This is a genomic window from Enterococcus sp. AMC1252 (genome assembly GCF_058216515.1).
In genome coordinates, this window is the sequence record NZ_CM177097.1 from 616,621 (window position 1) to 634,933 (window position 18,313).

At 36.1% G+C, this 18,313-nt stretch carries 16 protein-coding genes; all 16 read left to right on the forward strand.

Annotated features, from left to right (window positions below; genetic code table 11):
- Positions 1 to 24 precede the first annotated feature (24 nt).
- Complete coding sequence (locus AC4BB5_RS02780; RefSeq protein ID WP_490457898.1) at positions 25 to 1,128, forward strand: WxLIP family cell surface protein; 1,104 nt, start codon at positions 25 to 27, stop codon at positions 1,126 to 1,128.
- Between the two features lie 2 nt (positions 1,129 to 1,130).
- Positions 1,131 to 1,448: a hypothetical protein gene (locus AC4BB5_RS02785; protein ID WP_490457899.1), complete on the forward strand. Its 318-nt coding sequence runs from the start codon at positions 1,131 to 1,133 to the stop codon at positions 1,446 to 1,448.
- A 9-nt stretch (positions 1,449 to 1,457) separates the two neighbouring features.
- Entirely contained in the window at positions 1,458 to 1,682 is a 225-nt protein-coding gene (locus AC4BB5_RS02790; RefSeq protein ID WP_490457900.1) for a hypothetical protein, read from the forward strand.
- A gap of 89 nt (positions 1,683 to 1,771) precedes the next feature.
- Positions 1,772 to 2,515, forward strand: a complete 744-nt coding sequence (locus tag AC4BB5_RS02795) for a hypothetical protein (protein WP_490457901.1) — start codon at positions 1,772 to 1,774, stop codon at positions 2,513 to 2,515.
- Between the two features lie 134 nt (positions 2,516 to 2,649).
- Complete coding sequence (locus AC4BB5_RS02800) at positions 2,650 to 3,702, forward strand: WxLIP family cell surface protein (protein ID WP_490457902.1); 1,053 nt, start codon at positions 2,650 to 2,652, stop codon at positions 3,700 to 3,702.
- A gap of 213 nt (positions 3,703 to 3,915) precedes the next feature.
- Positions 3,916 to 8,784, forward strand: coding sequence for a MucBP domain-containing protein (locus AC4BB5_RS02805; protein ID WP_490457903.1), 4,869 nt, complete (start codon positions 3,916 to 3,918; stop codon positions 8,782 to 8,784).
- A gap of 173 nt (positions 8,785 to 8,957) precedes the next feature.
- Positions 8,958 to 9,497: an HdeD family acid-resistance protein gene (locus AC4BB5_RS02810; RefSeq protein ID WP_490457904.1), complete on the forward strand. Its 540-nt coding sequence runs from the start codon at positions 8,958 to 8,960 to the stop codon at positions 9,495 to 9,497.
- A gap of 550 nt (positions 9,498 to 10,047) precedes the next feature.
- Complete coding sequence (locus AC4BB5_RS02815) at positions 10,048 to 10,218, forward strand: fibronectin type III-like domain-contianing protein (RefSeq protein WP_490457905.1); 171 nt, start codon at positions 10,048 to 10,050, stop codon at positions 10,216 to 10,218.
- Positions 10,219 to 10,415: 197 nt separating this feature from the next.
- On the forward strand, positions 10,416 to 11,042 hold the full coding sequence (locus tag AC4BB5_RS02820) for a nitroreductase family protein (RefSeq protein ID WP_490457906.1): 627 nt from the start codon (positions 10,416 to 10,418) through the stop codon (positions 11,040 to 11,042).
- A 32-nt stretch (positions 11,043 to 11,074) separates the two neighbouring features.
- Entirely contained in the window at positions 11,075 to 12,166 is a 1,092-nt protein-coding gene (locus tag AC4BB5_RS02825; protein WP_490457907.1) for a FecCD family ABC transporter permease, read from the forward strand.
- Between the two features lie 2 nt (positions 12,167 to 12,168).
- The gene (locus tag AC4BB5_RS02830) at positions 12,169 to 12,933 is read left to right on the forward strand and encodes an ABC transporter ATP-binding protein (RefSeq protein WP_490457908.1); all 765 of its coding nucleotides are present in this window, start codon (positions 12,169 to 12,171) and stop codon (positions 12,931 to 12,933) included.
- Between the two features lie 36 nt (positions 12,934 to 12,969).
- Positions 12,970 to 13,977 (forward strand): ABC transporter substrate-binding protein, encoded by a 1,008-nt coding sequence (locus AC4BB5_RS02835; RefSeq protein WP_490457909.1) that lies wholly within the window; start codon positions 12,970 to 12,972, stop codon positions 13,975 to 13,977.
- A 982-nt stretch (positions 13,978 to 14,959) separates the two neighbouring features.
- Positions 14,960 to 15,898, forward strand: a complete 939-nt coding sequence (locus tag AC4BB5_RS02840; protein ID WP_490457910.1) for a phosphate/phosphite/phosphonate ABC transporter substrate-binding protein — start codon at positions 14,960 to 14,962, stop codon at positions 15,896 to 15,898.
- Between the two features lie 81 nt (positions 15,899 to 15,979).
- Positions 15,980 to 16,747 carry a phosphonate ABC transporter ATP-binding protein gene (gene phnC, locus AC4BB5_RS02845; protein WP_490457911.1) on the forward strand — a complete coding sequence of 256 codons (768 nt, stop codon included), beginning with the start codon at positions 15,980 to 15,982 and terminating at the stop codon, positions 16,745 to 16,747.
- The gene (gene phnE, locus AC4BB5_RS02850; protein WP_490457912.1) at positions 16,744 to 17,523 is read left to right on the forward strand and encodes a phosphonate ABC transporter, permease protein PhnE; all 780 of its coding nucleotides are present in this window, start codon (positions 16,744 to 16,746) and stop codon (positions 17,521 to 17,523) included. Before phnC ends, phnE (AC4BB5_RS02850) begins: the two co-directional genes overlap by 4 nt.
- The gene (phnE, locus tag AC4BB5_RS02855) at positions 17,523 to 18,302 is read left to right on the forward strand and encodes a phosphonate ABC transporter, permease protein PhnE (protein ID WP_490457913.1); all 780 of its coding nucleotides are present in this window, start codon (positions 17,523 to 17,525) and stop codon (positions 18,300 to 18,302) included. Before phnE (AC4BB5_RS02850) ends, phnE (AC4BB5_RS02855) begins: the two co-directional genes overlap by 1 nt.
- The last annotated feature ends 11 nt before the right edge of the window (positions 18,303 to 18,313 follow it).

Here is an 18,313-nt window from a genome sequence, read left to right on the forward strand (position 1 = left end):
GAGTAGTTAGGAGAAACCTTTTTCATGAGAAAGATTAATGCGATATATATAACCATTATCTGTATTTTTTCATTATTTTTTTTTGCAGATCAAGTAATGGCTGCGGAGGATGATAATAATCTAGGGTATACAGTGACATTGGTTCAGTCCAATACACAAATCGATCCCAATAAAAGCTATTTTTATGTGAAAACAACACCAGGAGAAACTCAAACATTAGAAGTGAGAATCAAAAGTACGAAAAAAGAAAATGTGCGTATCAAGATCTATGGAATCAATGCAATTACGGGGGATGGAGGCACGATCGAATATAGCGATGACAAAAGCTACTACGATTCAACGTTAAAAGAACCTGTGACCTCAATGATCAAAGTAGTCACTCCGGACATCACAGTCGGTAATTATGAGGAAAAGACGGTGAAAATCCAATTGACACCGCCAAAAGAAAAATATGATGGTGTCAAAATGGGCGCAATTGTTTTTGCATTAGATCAAGGAGAAAAGGCGAAAAGTGGTGTTTCAACAGAATTTTCTTATCGTGTCGGATTGATTACGTCAGGTTCTGGCGACGAATTTAACAACGCTCAAACGTTGAATTTAAAATCAGCAAAAGCATCGATCAAGCGTGGCAAAAAAATGGTTCTAGCGAACTTGCAAAATCCTGAACCCAAAGTATTAGAAAATTTAAGTATCGTGGGCACAATGACTAAAAAAGGCACCGCTGAAGTGGTTAAAAGAAAATCCGTAGAAAATTACAGCATGGCTCCAAACAGTTCGTTTGATTTTGAAATGGATTGGGGAATCGCTAATCTGCCGTCAGGTACATATACCTTAAAATTAGATGCATCAAATGACTATCAAGAATGGCAGCTTAGTAAGGAATTTACGATCACCAACCAACAGGCAAAAAAAATGAACGAAGAAAGTGCCTTTAAAATTATTACACCAACTTGGATCAAGGCAAGCGCAATTTTCTTATTGGTAATCACCGTTCTAATTGTATTACTGACTCTTTTTAGAAGGAAAAAATGGGAGAATCAATGGAAAAAAGTCAGAATCGCTAAACGAAGAAAAAAAGGCAATCAAAAGAAAAATCGAAAAAAAATCAATAGAAAAGATGGTGAATAAGTATGAAAAAGTCTTACTTTATTTGGCCCTTGTTTATTGTGATGTGCATGTTTGGGCTCTTGTTTAGTCATACACCTCAAGCGTTAGCAGATCAAGACAAAACTGAGACAGGTATTTCGTTTAATCAGTCGGTAGAACCTGAGAAACCTGAACCACCGATCTATGAAACAAAACCACCAGGTTATCCAGCAACCGATGGAGCGTTACCTCATTTAGGACAAATGATGACGTCATTCATTCTATTATTGTTGGGCGTTGCGTGTTTGATTGTATTTTTAGGTGTTATCAGTTTGCGTAAAGTATACAGCATACAAGTATAGGAGTGTAAGATGAAAGATTATTTGTGGATTTATATACTGGGAGGCATTGCCTCTGCATCGTTATTATTTTTTCTAGTAACACTTTCCAGAGACGTTTTTTTAGTCAGAAAACTAAGGAAAAAGAAACTGGATTTAGCTTTTAACTTTAGTTTATTAGCTGTGTCTATCGTAAGTCTAGGGCTAATTATTTATCTATTCATTTTACTAAAAGATCAAATAAAACTGATCGGATGATATTTTAAGAGTAGCACTTTTCTGTGAACAATTTATAACAGTAACTGTCGCCAATTTTATTTACGCTAAATAAGAAGGGTGATTAAATTTTGAAAAAAATACTATTTACAACATTACTTGCTTCATCAGCATTGCTGATTTTTGCAAAACCTGCGAATGCAGAAGAAGTTGGAAGTGAGCAAACAGATTTGGGGATTCGTTTTGATACTGACGGACCAAGTAAACCAGGTGAAGGACCGTTTAAAGATAACTTAGCATTGGTATGGACACCATCTAAGTTTGATTTTGGTCGTCAAGCAGCAACTGCGAATATTGCTACATATAGCAATACTGTAGCTGGAGATCAATATGTTGTCGTAAATGACGACAGACAAGGTACTGAAGCTGGCGGCGGTGAAGGCGGTGAAGGCGGCGAAGAAACAAGAGCTGCAACAACGTCTGCTTGGAAAGTTAGTGCGACATTGTCTAAATTAGTCTCTAAAGATAGCTCAGCTACAGAATTGCCATCTAAATTAACGTTTACTTTAGGCGATCCACAATCTTACGATATTGGTGAAGTTGATCCAGATACAAATGACTTCTTACCAAATCCGATTGAAGGAAACTTAGGTGCTCTTGCTGACCCTAACAATATTGTTGTAACTAAAAATGTAACATTAGAAGCTGGCAATACAACTGCAACAAACATTATTACTAAAACAAAAGCAGATGCTGTTAAAGGCGGTTTTGCTACAAAACTAACTGATACTAAATTAACAGTTACTACAGGTACAGGCGCTGCTGGTAAAGCATTTAAAGGTAGCGTGAACTGGAGTCTTGACAACACATACTAAGAAATAGCTTGGTTGTGTGTTTCTATAAATAAGTAAATAGGTTGGTTGACAGTTATTGTTATAAGTTGTTCACAGAATTAATAGATACTACTTGAAATAAATTTTTATTTTTACAAAGAGAGAGGGATCAGTAGATGAAAAAGCATCTTACCTGCGTATTACTAGTCCTGTTTTACCTAGCATTATTCTTTGATCCCAGTAAAGGTTTTGCTAAACAAGATTCGGAGAATTTGATTGGTGGATTATCGTATGAAGTTTTATATCCAGAAAACCAAAAAAACAAGAACTTAGGTTACTTTGATCTTCAAATGAACTCAGGACAAGAACAAAAAGTATCCCTAAAATTATACAATTCATTATCGGAAGAGTTAACAGTAGAAGTTCGGTTAAATACTGCAAAAACCAATGGCGTTGGTAAGGTTGAATATGGACCAAACGTTTTAGAAGAAGACACGTCTTTAACAAATGATTTTATAAACATCGTCAAGGGGCCAAAAAAAGTAGTGATTCCGTCTAAAGGCAGTAAGCAAGTCAACTTAACGATTTCGTTACCCAAAGATACGCCTCAGGGATTGATAGCAGGTGGCATTCAATTACAGCCTGTAGCAGATAGCAAAACGAAAGAGCCAAGTAAAAAAGATGTCGTAGTAAACGAATTTGCTTTTTTAGTTGGGATGTTAATAAGAGTTGGTAATACTGATAGCATAAAACCAGAGTTAAAACTAAATAAAACATACATAGCATTTAAAGAGAGCAAAAGCCATTTTTTCGTCAACATTTCCAATGTCCGTCCTGTTTATGTTGAAGGCATGGAGATAGTCATTCAAGTAAGAAAAGCTAATAAACAAAAGGTGTTATTTGAGTATCAAAAAAAAGGGATGAGAATGGCACCAAACTCAATGATCGATCTTCCAGTTGATCTAGCGGACAAAGGGATGACTGCAGGAGATTATTCAGCTCAAATCGATGTCGTATCAAAAAATGGTGGTAAATGGTCTTGGACAGAAGATTTTAAGGTCAACTCTTTAGAAGCGAATGGTCTTAATAGGCAATTAGTCGAAAATAAAACTAGCAATAAACTGATTTTTTTAGTGTGTGTTTTGATTTTATGTGTGGGTGTATTTGTCTTTATTTTGAGTTATAAAACGATAAAACCTAAACGAAGTAAAAATGAAACGAAGAAGTGATCGTTATTCGGAAAAAAAATCATGAAAAAGGAACAACTTAAAATAGACAGTAGTAAATCAACACTGACACCCTTCTTCGGTATCACCTCTAATATCCCAATCAATGATCTGGTTCGAGTGGTCGAACTAAATAGATGATAGCGATACAAAGGAGGTGTTGTGATAAGAGCGTATCTGATAGACGATAAAAAATAATAAAGAAAGGAGAAGAAAATGGGAAACAAAAAAAAGAATCCTACTAAAAATAAACTACATTGGACACTCGTCGGACTAACTGTATTTAGTATTCTTTCTGTGATCGTTTTGCTCACCGCAACGAATCCTATATTAGCTAAACCTGAAACCAGCGTAAAAAAAGAGACAAAACAGACAAAACAGACGACCAACAAAGATTCTGATACAAGTGCTTCAAAGACAGCAACAGAAAACGCACCACAAAGTTACACATCGAGAGCGCTAGATCCGGTTGAAAATGAAGAAGGACTGAAAGCTACTCCGAAAGTGTTAACTATGAAGCAAAATGAAGCCTTCCCAGATCTTAATAGCGAAGCAGGTCTCGCAAAACTTTTTTCAGAAAGAGTCATTCCACAGCCGGAATATGGTGCTTTATATAAATATGTGAATGCTGATGGTACACCTACTAATCCGAACAGTCAGCTAGTAGGATTTCAGACAATTTATGTAGAGATTACCGAAAATTATAATCTGACGAGTATTCGCGTTCCTATACCTGTAACGGTTACCGATTTAGGGACTTCCTTTTTGTTAGATAATCAAATTGCCCTTCAAGTCGATAACATGAATGGTAAAATTATTTTGTATCCAAACGAAATTGCGAATAAGACGGAAGAGCAGTTACAGCAGTTAGTAAAAACAAAATCTAATGTACGCTCATGGAAATTGGAAGATGGCAGTACTGTTCCTGTTGATGTTACAAAAACAACTATTTCAGCAACTTCTGTCGGAACGTATGAGGCAGATTTTGAAATTACTGTCGGAACTGGGGAAGGTGAACAAAAAGCGTCTGTTCAAAAAGATGTGGTAGTGTTTGGTGCTAATCCAAGAGACTTTGTATCGGTAGATCAAAATACAACGCTCGATTTGGGAACAAGCCCAACCAACCTATTTACAAAGTTTCAAACGGTGAATAGTACATCAGCCACGAAAGCACTTTATCAATTTGTTGATGTAAATGGTGAACCATTGGAAAAATTCGATACTACAACAGTTGGATTTCACTGGGCTTATGTAAAGGTGACAGAGAAAACCGATGCAAATGTATCGACGATCATCCAAGTGCCAATCAATGTGACCAGTAAAGATACAACGCCCCTTTTAACAAACAAAGTGATGGTAAAAGCAGATGCAAAAGTACTTCTTTACCCAAATGAAACAAAAGGGAAGAGCAAAGAAGAGCTAATTGCAACGATTCAGTCGCGATCACATCTGAGTGCTTGGAATATGAGTACAGGTGCATCTGTTCCTGTATCGTTTACAGATACCACGACACTTAATGATTCTGTAGGATCCTATACAGGTACAATCAAAGTAGAATTAGATGGCGTAGCTGCTACTACAAAACGAAATATTACGGTGTTTGGTGCTGATCCGCAACCGTTTGTATCTATAGCGCAAAATGCTTCATTATCTTTAGGAACAAATCCAACTAATCTATTTGTAGGATTTCAAACAGTCAATAGTGCAACTGCAACAAATGCGCTGTATCAATTTGTTAACGAAAATGGTGAAGGAATAGACAAGTTCGATACGTCAACTGTCGGATTTCACTGGGCTTATGTAAAAATGACCGAGAAAACCGACGCAAATGTATCGACGATCATCAAAGTGCCAATCAATGTGACAAGCGCAGATACTACAGGCCTTTTAACAAACAAAGTCATGGTAAAAGCAGATGTAAAAGTACTTCTTTATCCTAATGAAACAAAAGGAAAAAGCAAAGAAGAACTAATTGCGTTGATTCAGTCACGAGCACATTTAAGTGCTTGGAACATGCGTACAGGTGCATCTGTTCCTGTATCATTCATTGAGACAACGGCGGTCAATGATTCTGTAGGTTCTTATACTGGAACAATCAAAGTAAAGTTGGATGATAAATCAGCTACGACAACACGAAATATCACGATTTTTGGTGCAGATGTGAAATCTCCTTATTATTTTAAGGTGATTCAAAATGAAGAAATGAAAATGGGCAATAGTGCTACCTCTATTTTTTCAAAATATCAGTCTTTAAATAACGGAAATTCAACCAGTTCTACCTACGAATGGGTCAAAAATTCAGCAGGCGATCCGACTGAACCAGTCGATAAGTTTGATACGAGCAAAACAGGATTTCACTGGGGCTATATAAAAATGACGGATAAGGGAGATACAGATATCTCAACAATTATTCCGGTTCCTATTACAGTGACGTCAGATAATCAAACAGTTATTGTAGAGTCAAAAGCAGGGATGAGTTTCAAGCATGTTCCACTTTTGAAAGCAAGTGAAGTCGAAGGAAAAACTGTTCCGCAAATCATTCAATTACTCAATAAAAGATTCCTGCCAAAAGCTTGGGATCTAACAACAGGACAAGATTTAGACGCACGAATCACCAAATCAACGATTGTTAGCTCTAGTAGAGGGAACCAAGAAGTAACCACTACAATCACATTAGGTGAACAGTTATTAACTTATAAGCTTAATGCTGTGGTACTTCCTGAGCAGATATTTGGTGGTGATATGATAGATGATTGGAGAAACATTCCTTTAAATTCTACTGATGGCGTCATTGAGAATCCTCTAAATAGATCTAAAATGGGTTTTCCAGAGAGAGGAATTTCTGTAAAAGAATACAAAAATGAACTGGGATTTATAATCCAGGATAATAATTTCATAGGCTATGTTTTTAAGGGTGGTGAAAGTAAAGTAACGGATATTCCAGGTGTAAATAAGAGTGTTTTATATGGAAATACATGGCATAGAGACTATGGTATTGGGCGAGATGAAGTTGTACCAAAAATCATCGATAAATACTTTTTACGAAAAGGAAATGAATTAAAGCAAATTCTAATGGACGAACGAAATCAGATTTTATATGTGTTTGATCTTTCTTTGAATCGAAATTTGAATTTTTCCATCCGCTTAAATATGTATAATCTTTCTAATACAACAAAGAGTTTTTCAATGCTGGAAAGTGTGGATACAGATTATTATACTGATAAGGTACCAATCTATGCACTAGGAAATAATAGCGGTTTTTATATACAACCTTCGTCAGGAAAGAGATTCACAATTCGATTAAAAGATTCCAGAGGAAATTGGCTGTCTGATTATACCAAGTATATAGCGGGTGCTTTCACGAGCATTGGTGTTTCGAGTGGGAATAATTACTTCAGGAATGATTTTATGGGAACAGGTTCTGAAAGTAAAAATTACACTGCAGGACAAGTTATTGCATCAGGTGTAGATTCAGCCTATCAACTAGGTGCACCTTGGAAAGATATTGCACCAGATGAAGCATTAAAGACTGGTTATGAGATTTTTGCTGGTGATGAGCTTCCCTATATGCAAATAAAAGCTGATCCAGAAGTCTTCAATATTTATCCAGATTATGTAGATGATTTTAATACGAGTTACAAACTAAGCGAAATCCCTGCCGAAACGGATCATGGAACTGTTTATGTCACCTATCCTACAGGTGTTGAAGTTACAATGCCCTTTATCTCGAATAGTCAAAAAGAATTCAACAGTCCCTTAATTATTCCAAGGACAGCATTACCGGAACAGTTAAACGACGAACCCGGTACAATCAAAAACTATGATACGTCGTTACTAGCAATCAATGAGTCAGAGGGCCCTTATAATGGGTTACCTTCGCAAGATTATGCAGTAAATATCAACGTTTACAACCTTGGAGCAAAACCGATTCCACAAATCATCAAAAAAGGAACTGCATTTAATAAAAAAGCTTCTGAAGTAATTCAAGATGCGGTGATCTTACCTGGACATACTGCTTCATACGCATATGAAGGAGAAATGCCAGATACTTCGATTGCTGGGTTAACTAGTGTGATGGTGCGAATGACAGATGAAAATCAACCAGATAAAACGACGTTAATTAAAATACCCGTTCAAGTGATTGATGAAACACCGCCATCTAGAGGTCTTTATATTGCAGCGAATGATTTCAACAGCAGACCAGAAGCATTTCAAAATCTGACTGAAAGCGAAATCAACAAACTGATTCTAAAAAAATCTGAAGTTGTTGCTTGGGATGTTGCGACTGGGTCAAGTAAAGATATCGTATTGTCAGTAGAATCAACGACCTTACCGCTAAATCCTAAACAAGGAAGATACAAGGCAACCCTAAAAGCTGTCCGCGATACAGAGACAGTTAAAAAAACGATTACGATTGATATTCAAAGCAATCAAAAAGTGAACGTGGAATTTGTGGATGAAACAGGGGATTCTTTACACGACAAAATTACATTTGATAAGATTATCGGAACAACGATCGATTTAACAGAAGAAACAGAAGTCCAACAAGTCTTGAAATCTATTCTGGCAAAGAACTATCAAATAGTCAAAAAACCAGATAATGAAACGGAAATTCCTGTTACAAGTGAAGAAAGTACTGTTCAATATCAATTCAAAGGGATGCTGTTCGTACAGTCATCACCAAATTTTTTGAATTTTGGACGTAAAACGCTAGGGATTCCGTTTATAAAGGTAGAAAAAGCAAAGTATGACAAACCATTGATTGTTTGGGATAATCGCAAAAATGGCGGTGCATGGGATCTAACGGCAACGTTGAAGAAACCACTGACAAGTCAAGAAGATCCAAGCAAAGTTTTACCTTCTGCTATTCGTTACAAGGTAAGTGACACAGAGACGGTTGTCTTATCAGAAAATGTGACACAATCAATAGCAGAAAGAACGCATGCAACCAAAGGACAATATAACGTAAGTAATGAGTGGGATAGAAATGAGTCTGGCTTATTATTAGAAGTTCCTTCTGGGGAAGTGTTACAAGCAGGTGGCTACAGAGCTACAATTTTGTGGCAAGTAGAACAAACACCTTAATAGCTAAATGAAAAAGTTTCGCCCAACAGGATTTTTGATGGGTGGAACTTTTTCTGATATATTCGCTACGTTATTGTGAAAAATAACAATTACTGATCCATATTACTCGTTTTATTTAAAGAAATTCTATACAATGTAAGTAGAAAATAAGTAAAGCGTTAGTGGAGGGGATAATGATGAATAACGTTATGGAGCAATTAAGAAAATATGCACTGTTACGAGGAATTGTTTATATGATTTTTGGATTGTTGATTTTGATCAATCCAAGGAGTGTATTCCAAGTTGCTGTCTACTTGATATCAGCTTATATTGCAATAATCGGTGTGCTGAATCTTTATGATGGCTTTAAAGTTAAGAAAGCAACGGGCACATATGGAATGAGTTTTCTAGGTGGGATCGTTTTATTAGTGATTGCAGGGATCGTGCTAGTTTTTGCCAAAGGAATCGTAAGTATTTTACCGATTTTCCTTGGTCTAGTCATCGTGATTGTTGGGGTTACTCGTGCGATTCAATCAGTGAATTTACGGACCTATGTTAATGTTAGCTGGATGCCTATGCTGATCTATAGTGTGATTTTGATCGTAGCTGGACTGGTTTTAACGTTTAATCCATTTAGTAGTTTACTAGTGCTTTTCCAATTATTTGGAGGTATTCTGATTTTTATGGGCATTGGCGAAATTGTTTCGTTTTTCCAATTACGTAATATTAAGTAGCGGAACGAGTTTAGAAGAAGCGTTGTTTTTCAATTTTTTAGGATCTGAGGTGTAGCTCTAAAGAGTGGGCCTCGGTCCTTTTTTATATGGAATAATATAATTATTGTGATTTAAAAAAAATATCGCATATATATATGGAAAAAGGTAGGGATGAAAAGGAAAGAGATAGTAAAATATGATCTTAATATATAAAGACACCTGATTTTTGATTTTTTTTAATTAGTTACGCACATACAATTCAATATAGATACTCCCTGTATGTTCTGTATACTAACACGGCTCAATAAGTAAACACTATTTTCAAGATTTTTGATAAATGAATAATAATTATATAGTGTGTATTTTTTATTTACTATTTATTTACTAATTATTTAGTAAAAAAACAGTGTATTTTATTAGTTATGTTAGCTATAATAATCATACACTAAAAAAGAAGGAAGTATAATGAAGAGAATGAAAAAGCGTCTGCTAGTTTATTTTTTTGTGTTGCTAAGTTTTTATTTAGGTGGCATTAATGCTGAAGCAGGATTAGTAAATTTGGATATACCATATGAAACGATTAGAAGCAGGCAAGGAAAGGGATGTTGTTTTCACTTTAACGAAAGAAGAGCTGAAATTTTACACGAAAGATCTGACATTTGCTGCAGAACCAGGAGTATTTATTGTGTTTGTTAGTTCCGATGTGAAAGATGCCCAAGAAAAGTCATTTACACTAATATAAGCAACAAAAGCTGTAGGATTTGGCGTAGCCTGGTCTACAGTTTTTTTGCTCTAAAAAATAGAAATGAGACTTGCAAATAAAATAGTGAAATGGTACTCTTAATTTCTAATTGATAATGATTTTCATTATCAATTGATATGAAGCTTTATTTTACAGATCTATTAAGCATAAAATGATAAAAGAATAGGAGCAAGAGGATGAACATTGATTCAGTAGAGCAAGTCATTAGAGCGCGCCGAACGATTCGAACAGTGTCGGGTCAAGCGATTTCTATGGAAGTTATAGATGAACTATTAACAAGTTCTAGTTATGCCCCGTACCATTCCAAAGAAGAACCGTGGGAAGTTATTGTAGTTGAGGATGTACAGGACCGTCAGTTATTCGTAGAAAAAATCATGGACAGCTATGATCGCTTAGATAGCTGGGCTCGTTATGATCAGCAAAATGTAGAGAAGGTTAAAAAGAGAACGAGTGACTATTTTCTAGATGTTCCTCTGACGTTGATCGTCACAGCGCCTATTTGCGAAAGTGAAAAGTTGAACTTGGAAGCAATTGGAGCTGTGTCAGCTTTTATTCAAAACTTTCAACTAGCTGCTTGGTCAAGGGAAATCGGTGTGACTTGGCGAACTATTCCAGTCATTTTTGATGAAGGATTTAAACAAGCTGTTGGTGTGGAAGCTGATCGACAAATTATCGGTTTACTTGATATTAGTGGAGTAGATAAAAAGATGAAATTACCGACAAGTCGTAGAAAACCAGTGACAGATTGGACAACTCACCTATCTGGTAAATTGGCTAGGGTGAGTGAAAGTAATGAGGAGTAAAGATTTTCCCGGTACACAGGAGGCGTATTTTTTTGCAAGTAACGAGGACGAATGATAACAAGATTAAAGCTAAAACAACCTATTATTACCCATTTATTCTTTTAGTTCTAGTCGTCTTTATTTTCTTTTCGATTGTTTATTCTTTGATTAATGGACAAGCGAATATTTCAGTGGAAGATATCGTTCAGATTTTATTGACCAAAGTATCTGGTGGCAGGTTAGGTTCTTTAGAGAATATTACCAGTAATTCCGCGATAAATATTATTTGGTTTGTGCGGACGCCGCGAGTGATTTTAGCTGTTTTTGTGGGAATGGGTTTGGCTATCACAGGAGCTGTGATGCAGGCTGTCGTTCAAAATCCACTTGCGGATCCTTATATCTTAGGTATTTCTTCTGGGGCTTCCCTTGGGGCGACCTTTGCAATTTTAGTTGGGTTTGGCACAGGAAGTGTTTTTTCTCAGTTTGGTTTGGCTTTTGGAGCTTTTATAGGCGCTATGGTGGCAGCTTTTGGCGTGCTGATTTTATCAGGTATCGGCGGTCGAATGACATCTGTTAAACTCGTTTTGTCAGGTTCAGTCATTGGTGCGCTGTGCAGCTCGATTTCCAGTTTTATTGTTTATCTGGCGAATAATGCAGAAGGTATGAAAACGGTGACCTTTTGGGCTATGGGAAGCTTGGCATCGGCTAGCTGGAATAAGTTGGCGGTTTTATCACTTACTGTTGCAGTGGTTACTGTTTTCTTTTTATTTCAACATCGTATTTTGAATGTCATGTTATTAGGAGATGAGGCGGCAATCACTTTAGGTGTTCCCTTAAGTAAATATCGTCAACTGTATTTATTGTTAGCAGCTCTTTTGACGGGCGTGATTGTGGCTTATTCTGGAATGATTGGCTTTGTGGGATTGATCATTCCTCATATTATTCGCGGATTGATTGGTTCTGACCATAAACGTCTATTACCAATCGTTGCGTTATCGGGTTCGCTTTTTATGATTTGGGCAGATGTTCTTTCAAGAATCATCATTCCAAATGTTGAACTGCCGATTGGGATCATTACCTCAGTGATTGGTGCGCCATTATTCATTTATATTATCGTAAAAAAAGGTTACAATTTCGGAGGCTGACAATGGAACTGCATGTAAAAGATTTAGAAATCAAGATTGGTCAGGAGTCGATTGTTAAAAGCATTTCTTTTCAAACGCAAAAGAAACAGTTCGTGGGCATTATTGGGGCTAATGGTTGTGGTAAATCTACGATGCTTAAAGGAATTTACAAAGGGATCAAACCACAGGCTGGCAGTGTATTTTTAGATGATTTGGATTTGTTGTCTGTATCAGAAAAGAAAGTTGCGCAAAAACTTGGTGTGGTCAATCAATTTAATGAACTAAATTTTGACCTAAACGTTTTTCAGATGGTTTTATTGGGACGAACACCGCATAAAAAATTATTAGAGTCAGATACGCAAGAAGATAGTGAGATCGTGATGGACGCTTTAGCTAAGACCAATTTGACCAGCTATTCGGATCGCAGTTTCTTATCATTATCTGGCGGAGAGAAACAACGCGTAATTTTAGCTCGGACGATTGCACAGCAGCCGAGTTATATGATTCTTGATGAACCAACTAATCACTTAGATATTCGTTATCAATTGGAAATACTGAATTGTGTGAAAAATCTAGGAATAGGTGTTTTGGCGGCACTTCATGATTTAGAATTAGCTGCACATTATTGTGACTACATTTATGCGATGAAAGCTGGGAAAATCATTGCTGAAGGAAGACCAGAAGAACTATTGACAGCCGCATTAATAGAAGAGATTTATGGTGTCAAGTGTACAATCTATCAAAATCCAGTGACGCATCATTTAGGTTTTGCCTATTCATTAGACTAAAGACTAGAATTAAACTATAGGAAGAGGAAGCGAAAAATGAAAAAAGCACTTATTATTAGTTTATTAGGTTTAACAATGTTAGTAGGTTGCGGACCAAAAGACCAAAAAAATGCTGAAGATAATCAAAGTAAAGGTTATCCTGTGAGCATACAAAATTTTACTAAAGCAGAAGGGGCAGAAAGCTGGCAGAAGAAAGAACAAATATTTGATAAAGTACCTGAGAAAGTTTTAGCAAATACGCAACCTGCTGCAGAGTTATTGCTGCACTTAGGTTTAAAAGATAAAATCGTCGGTGTAGGGGCTGTTTTTGGTGAAGCAGATAAAGCAGTTGAGAAAGAATTTAATGAATTGAATCATTTATCAACGGATTATATAGGTAAAGAAATGGCATTAAGTGTTGATCCTGATTTGATATATGGTCGTGGAGGATTGTTTGATAACCAGGATTGGGGCGTAGGAACGGTCGATACGCTAAATGATATGGGAATAAAAACTTTTGTTTTGAACTCTTCTGTCACAGGTGGGACATTTGGCTCAGTTTATGATGATATTGATAATTTAGGTAAAGTTTTCAATGTAACAGAAAAAGCAAATGCATTTAAATCAGAGTTGAAAGAACGTCAAGCAACAGTTGATAAAAAATTAGATAAAATCAAAGACGATCAAACTTTTGCTTATCTTCATACAACAGATCCAGAAGAATTATATGTTTATCCAGCAAACAACGAAACTTTTTTTAATGATATTTTTAAAATGGTGAAACTAGAAAATGTTTTTAAAGATGAGAGAGGCGATGTCAGCATAGAAAAACTGATCGAAACTGATCCAGACGTGCTGATAGTAGCTGATTGGGGTACGATGAAAGATGGAATTTCTGGTGAGAAAATGATTGAAGCTGTGTCGAAAAATCAAAAACTTTCAAGTATGAAAGCAGTCAAAAATAAAAAGATCTATGCGGTAGATTATAATTACATGTTTGGTTATGGGTACCAATCATTAGAAGGAATTGAAAAACTGGTGGATCAAATGTATCCAGTAAAATAATTTTAAACTAAAAGAGATGAGGTTGGGACCGAAGTGTTTAACTCCGAGAAACAAGAAGGAGTTGCTTTTGCGCCCACCGTTTATTCGGATTCCAGACTCATCTTTTTAAATTGTACTCATTTTCAACATTGGCAGAGCAAATAGTTATTATTTTTTGTATAAAGCACCACGGGTTCTTAAGCCTACCTCAGCTCCTACATTTGTTTTATTATTTGCAATTGCATATCTTGAAAGATTAGGTAATTGAAAACAGAAAAATGGAAAAACTCGATTATTATGTGTGTAGCAACTTTTTGTTCATCAATTGTATTGATCAGGTAACAGTCGCAAGCTGTGAAGGTAGATTTATTAGGGTCTTTTTTCCTTCGATCAATAATTTTTTTGAAATTTTCATAAATAACTTCTTTATTTTCGATTAGCCAATGTTGAAAGCATATTATAAAAAATTAATTGTGTTGTATTCATGATGTCATTATTTGATCACTAGTTACATAATTATCTTTCGTACCTTTTTATCGAGAAAATGATGCATAACGAAGCTAAAGCCATTATGCTTGCAGTGTTTTAGTGAGAATAGATAAATTAAGCTGGAAGTATCACAATGGTTTTATGTAAACGGGCAATAACAATTAGTAATAAAACATAAAGAAAACCATAGGATAAAGGTTTTTTTACCTTTTTACAAAAAAATAAATGAGAATAAAATAAGCGAAAAATGAAAACTGGTCTAGAAAAAACTGGAAGTTATGCTATACTAATTTTAGTTTGATACATTCGTTTTTAATGATAAAAACAGTGAAATTTACTGAAAGGTATCATACGTATGTTCTATGTTTTTACAAAAATAATAGTGAAGTAGGTTTCAGAAAAATTTACACAATATTTACTCCATTATTATGATAAATTTACACCACTAAAATACAATGGATATAGCTAGAGTACGAGACTGGTTTCAGCTTTAGTAATATCGAAATGCGAAGGGATGGAAAGAGTGAAAAAGAGAACGAAATTGTTAGGGTTGCTGTCTGTTATTGGTTTGAGTGTAGGATTGCTTACAGGATGTGGGGCAAGTGGCGATAAAAAAGCTGCAGATGATACGAAACCACTAGAATTACAATTTGTTCCAACCAACAACGATGGCTCAATGGAAGCAAAAGCGAAACCTTTCGCAAAATATTTATCAGAAAAATTAGGTCGTGATGTCAATGTTACTTTGGCAACAGACTATTCAACAATCGTCGAAGCAATGGCATCAGGCAAAGTAGATATTGGGATTATGCCGCCATCTGCATATGTTCAAGCCCGTAATCAAAAAGCAGCAACAGCGATTTTATCCTCTGAGTTAGGAGCCTTTAACCGTGAAACTGGAAAACCAGAAGAAGATAAGTTGTCTAGTACATTTAAAGGGGAAGTTTTAGTTAGGGCAGATAGTGGAATTGATTCTTTAAAAGACTTGAAGGGAAAAAAAATCGCTAGTTTAAGTCCAAATTCAGCTAGCGGATATATTTATCCAGTTGTTGAAATGAAAGAAGCAGGAATCGACCCAACCAAAGATGTCACGTTAACGACTGTTAATGATATCCCAAGTGAGATTACAGCTGTATTAAATGGGCAACAAGACGCTTGTTTTGTTTTTGAAGGCGCTCGAAATGTGTTTGCCTCGAAATTTGAAAAAGACGATTTATTCAAAGATTTAAAAGTCCTATATTTAACAAAAGGCGACATTCCAAATGATGCAATCGCCGTTCAGCCGAAAATGGATAAAGACTTACAAGCGAAAGTCAAAGACATTTTCCTAGCGATGCCTAAAGACTCAGAAGGTGCTGAAGCGATGGCAATGTGGGGACACAAAGGCTATGTAGAAGCGGATGATAAAAATTACGATACAGTTGAAGAATATACAGAAAAAGCAGCAGAATAAAGCTTTGCTACCTTAATGAGTGACTTAAAAGCTGAACAAAACTTGTTCAGCTTTTCTATTTTTTTATTAAAAGGAGAAATCATGATTCAGTTTGAAAATGTAACAAAAACCTACAATAATGGGGTCAAAGGACTTAAAAATATTAATATAACGATTGATGATGGTGAGTTTGTTTCAGTTATTGGACTAAGTGGGGCTGGCAAAAGTACTTTATTGCGCTCGATCAATCGTTTGAATGAGATCAGTGAAGGCAACATAACGATCGATGGTGCTTCAATTACAAAAGCAAATAAGAGAGACTTACGAAAAATCCGCAGAAATATCGGTATGATTTTTCAACACTTCAATTTAGTTAAAAAAAGCTCTGTTCAAAAAAATGTTATTTCAGGTAGATTAGGTTATTATTCAACATTTAAGAGTATCTTCGGGATTTTTTCAAAAGATGACTATGCTTTAGTAAATGATGCTTTGGGACGTGTTGGCTTAGCTGATAAGTTGCACTCACGAAGTGACGAGCTAAGTGGTGGACAGCAACAACGTGTATCTATTGCACGAACGCTGGTTCAACAAGCATCGATTATTTTAGCTGATGAGCCTGTAGCTTCACTAGACCCAATCACAACACAGAAAATCATGAAAGATTTGAAGAAAATCAATCAAGATTTAAACCATACTGTGGTAATCAATCTTCATTCGGTTGATTTGGCTCGTGAATTTTCTAGCCGAATCATAGGATTACGTGATGGAGAAGTTGTTTTTGATGGAACCGCGGCAGAGGCAACAGACGAAGTCCTAACAAGTATCTACGGTGCAGATATTTTGAAGCAAACTGAAGGTGCCGCGCAATGAAGTTGAAAGATACGATTCATCGTGACTTATACAAGCATTTATTTATTCTAGCGCTAGTCCTTATTTGTGTAATTTCAAGTGCTCGCCTAACAGGTGCTAAATTGGCGGATGTTTTTAATAATATAGACCAAATGGGAATTTTTTTACAACGTTTTCTCAGCCCTGCTTGGCATTATATTCCTAAAATTATTGAACCGATGTTAAAAACAATTAAAATGTCGGTAGTGGGTACAACACTTGGCGTCGTTTTTGCTGTACCTTTTTCATTTCTAGCAACAACAGTTGTTACTAGAAACTTTTTTGTGACAACGATTATTCGTTTTTTGATGAGTATTGTTCGGACGATTCCTAACTTATTGTTGGCCGCCTTGTTTGTGGCAATGTTTGGGATTGGTGAATTTACAGGTGTGTTGACGATTGCGGTTTTTACATTTGGGATGGTTTCTCAATTGGTTTATGAAGCAATCGAGACGATCGATCATGGACCGATAGAAGCAGCCGAATCAGTTGGTGCAACGAAGACACAAATTGCTTTTTGGTCGATTGCACCGCAAATATCTCACCAAATTGCCAGTTATTCTTTGTATGCTTTTGAAGTGAATATCAGAGCATCAACGATTCTAGGCTATGTTGGGGCAGGTGGTATTGGCGTGATTTTGAACTCTTCATTGAGTTTGATGCGTTATGATCGGGTGTCAATTATTATTCTATCTATTTTAGTTGTAGTGATAACAATCGATTGGATCAGTGAAATTATCAGAAAGAGGTTGGTATAATGAGCATAAATCGGAAGGTAAAAAGCTATTTGCCAATTTTCATTGTTTTAGTGATTATTCTTTATTCAGCAGTGGGTATTGATTATTCAGAAGCTGGGAATATGTCTTTTGATATGGTTAAAACTGTTTTTTCTGGTTTGTTCCAGCCAGATTGGGGTTATGTTTATGATGGTAGCGGCGAAGATTTGCTAAGTTTATTGTTATTAACGATCGGCATTGCCTTTTTAGGTACTATGATTGCGACAGTTTTAGCTTTACCATTAACGTTTATCAGCGCCCATAATTTATGGAAATCCAATACGATCGTTTCTAAAATCGGTAAGTTCATTTGTAATGTATTAAGAGCCTTTCCTGAACTTGTTTATGCGATCATATTTGTAAAGATGGTAGGACCTGGACCGTTTGCTGGAGTATTAGCAATTGGTGTTCATCAAATCGGGATGTTAGGAAAATTATATACAGAAGAAATTGAGTCGATGGACGAAGCGCCAGTAGAATCAATGACAGCTGTAGGTGCTAATTTTTGGCAAACAATGTTTTATGCACGCTTGCCACAGTTGATTCCAACCTTTTTATCGCTAGCATTGAATCATTTTGAAATCGCAGTCCGCAGTGCAGCAACCCTTGGTTTAGTCGGTGCTGGTGGAATCGGTGCGCCGATGATCTTCGCGATTCAAGCTAGAAATTGGGGCAGAGTGGGGATCATTTTGTTTGGCATTATTATTACAGTGTTCTTGATCGATGCTGTTACTGGCTATTTGCGCAAAAAATTACAGTAATACGTGAGGAT

Bases quoted from the DNA above. Each gene is read 5' to 3' on its own strand.
- AC4BB5_RS02820 (WP_490457906.1), top strand. From the start codon at position 10,416: ATGAACATTGATTCAGTAGAGCAAGTCATTAGAGCGCGCCGAACGATT.
- AC4BB5_RS02805 (WP_490457903.1), top strand. From the start codon at position 3,916: ATGGGAAACAAAAAAAAGAATCCTACTAAAAATAAACTACATTGGACA.
- AC4BB5_RS02835 (WP_490457909.1), top strand. From the start codon at position 12,970: ATGAAAAAAGCACTTATTATTAGTTTATTAGGTTTAACAATGTTAGTA.
- phnE (WP_490457912.1), top strand. From the start codon at position 16,744: ATGAAGTTGAAAGATACGATTCATCGTGACTTATACAAGCATTTATTT.
- phnE (WP_490457913.1), top strand. From the start codon at position 17,523: ATGAGCATAAATCGGAAGGTAAAAAGCTATTTGCCAATTTTCATTGTT.
- AC4BB5_RS02780 (WP_490457898.1), top strand. From the start codon at position 25: ATGAGAAAGATTAATGCGATATATATAACCATTATCTGTATTTTTTCA.
- AC4BB5_RS02785 (WP_490457899.1), top strand. From the start codon at position 1,131: ATGAAAAAGTCTTACTTTATTTGGCCCTTGTTTATTGTGATGTGCATG.
- phnC (WP_490457911.1), top strand. From the start codon at position 15,980: ATGATTCAGTTTGAAAATGTAACAAAAACCTACAATAATGGGGTCAAA.
- AC4BB5_RS02840 (WP_490457910.1), top strand. From the start codon at position 14,960: ATGGAAAGAGTGAAAAAGAGAACGAAATTGTTAGGGTTGCTGTCTGTT.
- AC4BB5_RS02830 (WP_490457908.1), top strand. From the start codon at position 12,169: ATGGAACTGCATGTAAAAGATTTAGAAATCAAGATTGGTCAGGAGTCG.
- AC4BB5_RS02810 (WP_490457904.1), top strand. From the start codon at position 8,958: ATGATGAATAACGTTATGGAGCAATTAAGAAAATATGCACTGTTACGA.
- AC4BB5_RS02815 (WP_490457905.1), top strand. From the start codon at position 10,048: ATGAAACGATTAGAAGCAGGCAAGGAAAGGGATGTTGTTTTCACTTTA.
- AC4BB5_RS02800 (WP_490457902.1), top strand. From the start codon at position 2,650: ATGAAAAAGCATCTTACCTGCGTATTACTAGTCCTGTTTTACCTAGCA.
- AC4BB5_RS02790 (WP_490457900.1), top strand. From the start codon at position 1,458: ATGAAAGATTATTTGTGGATTTATATACTGGGAGGCATTGCCTCTGCA.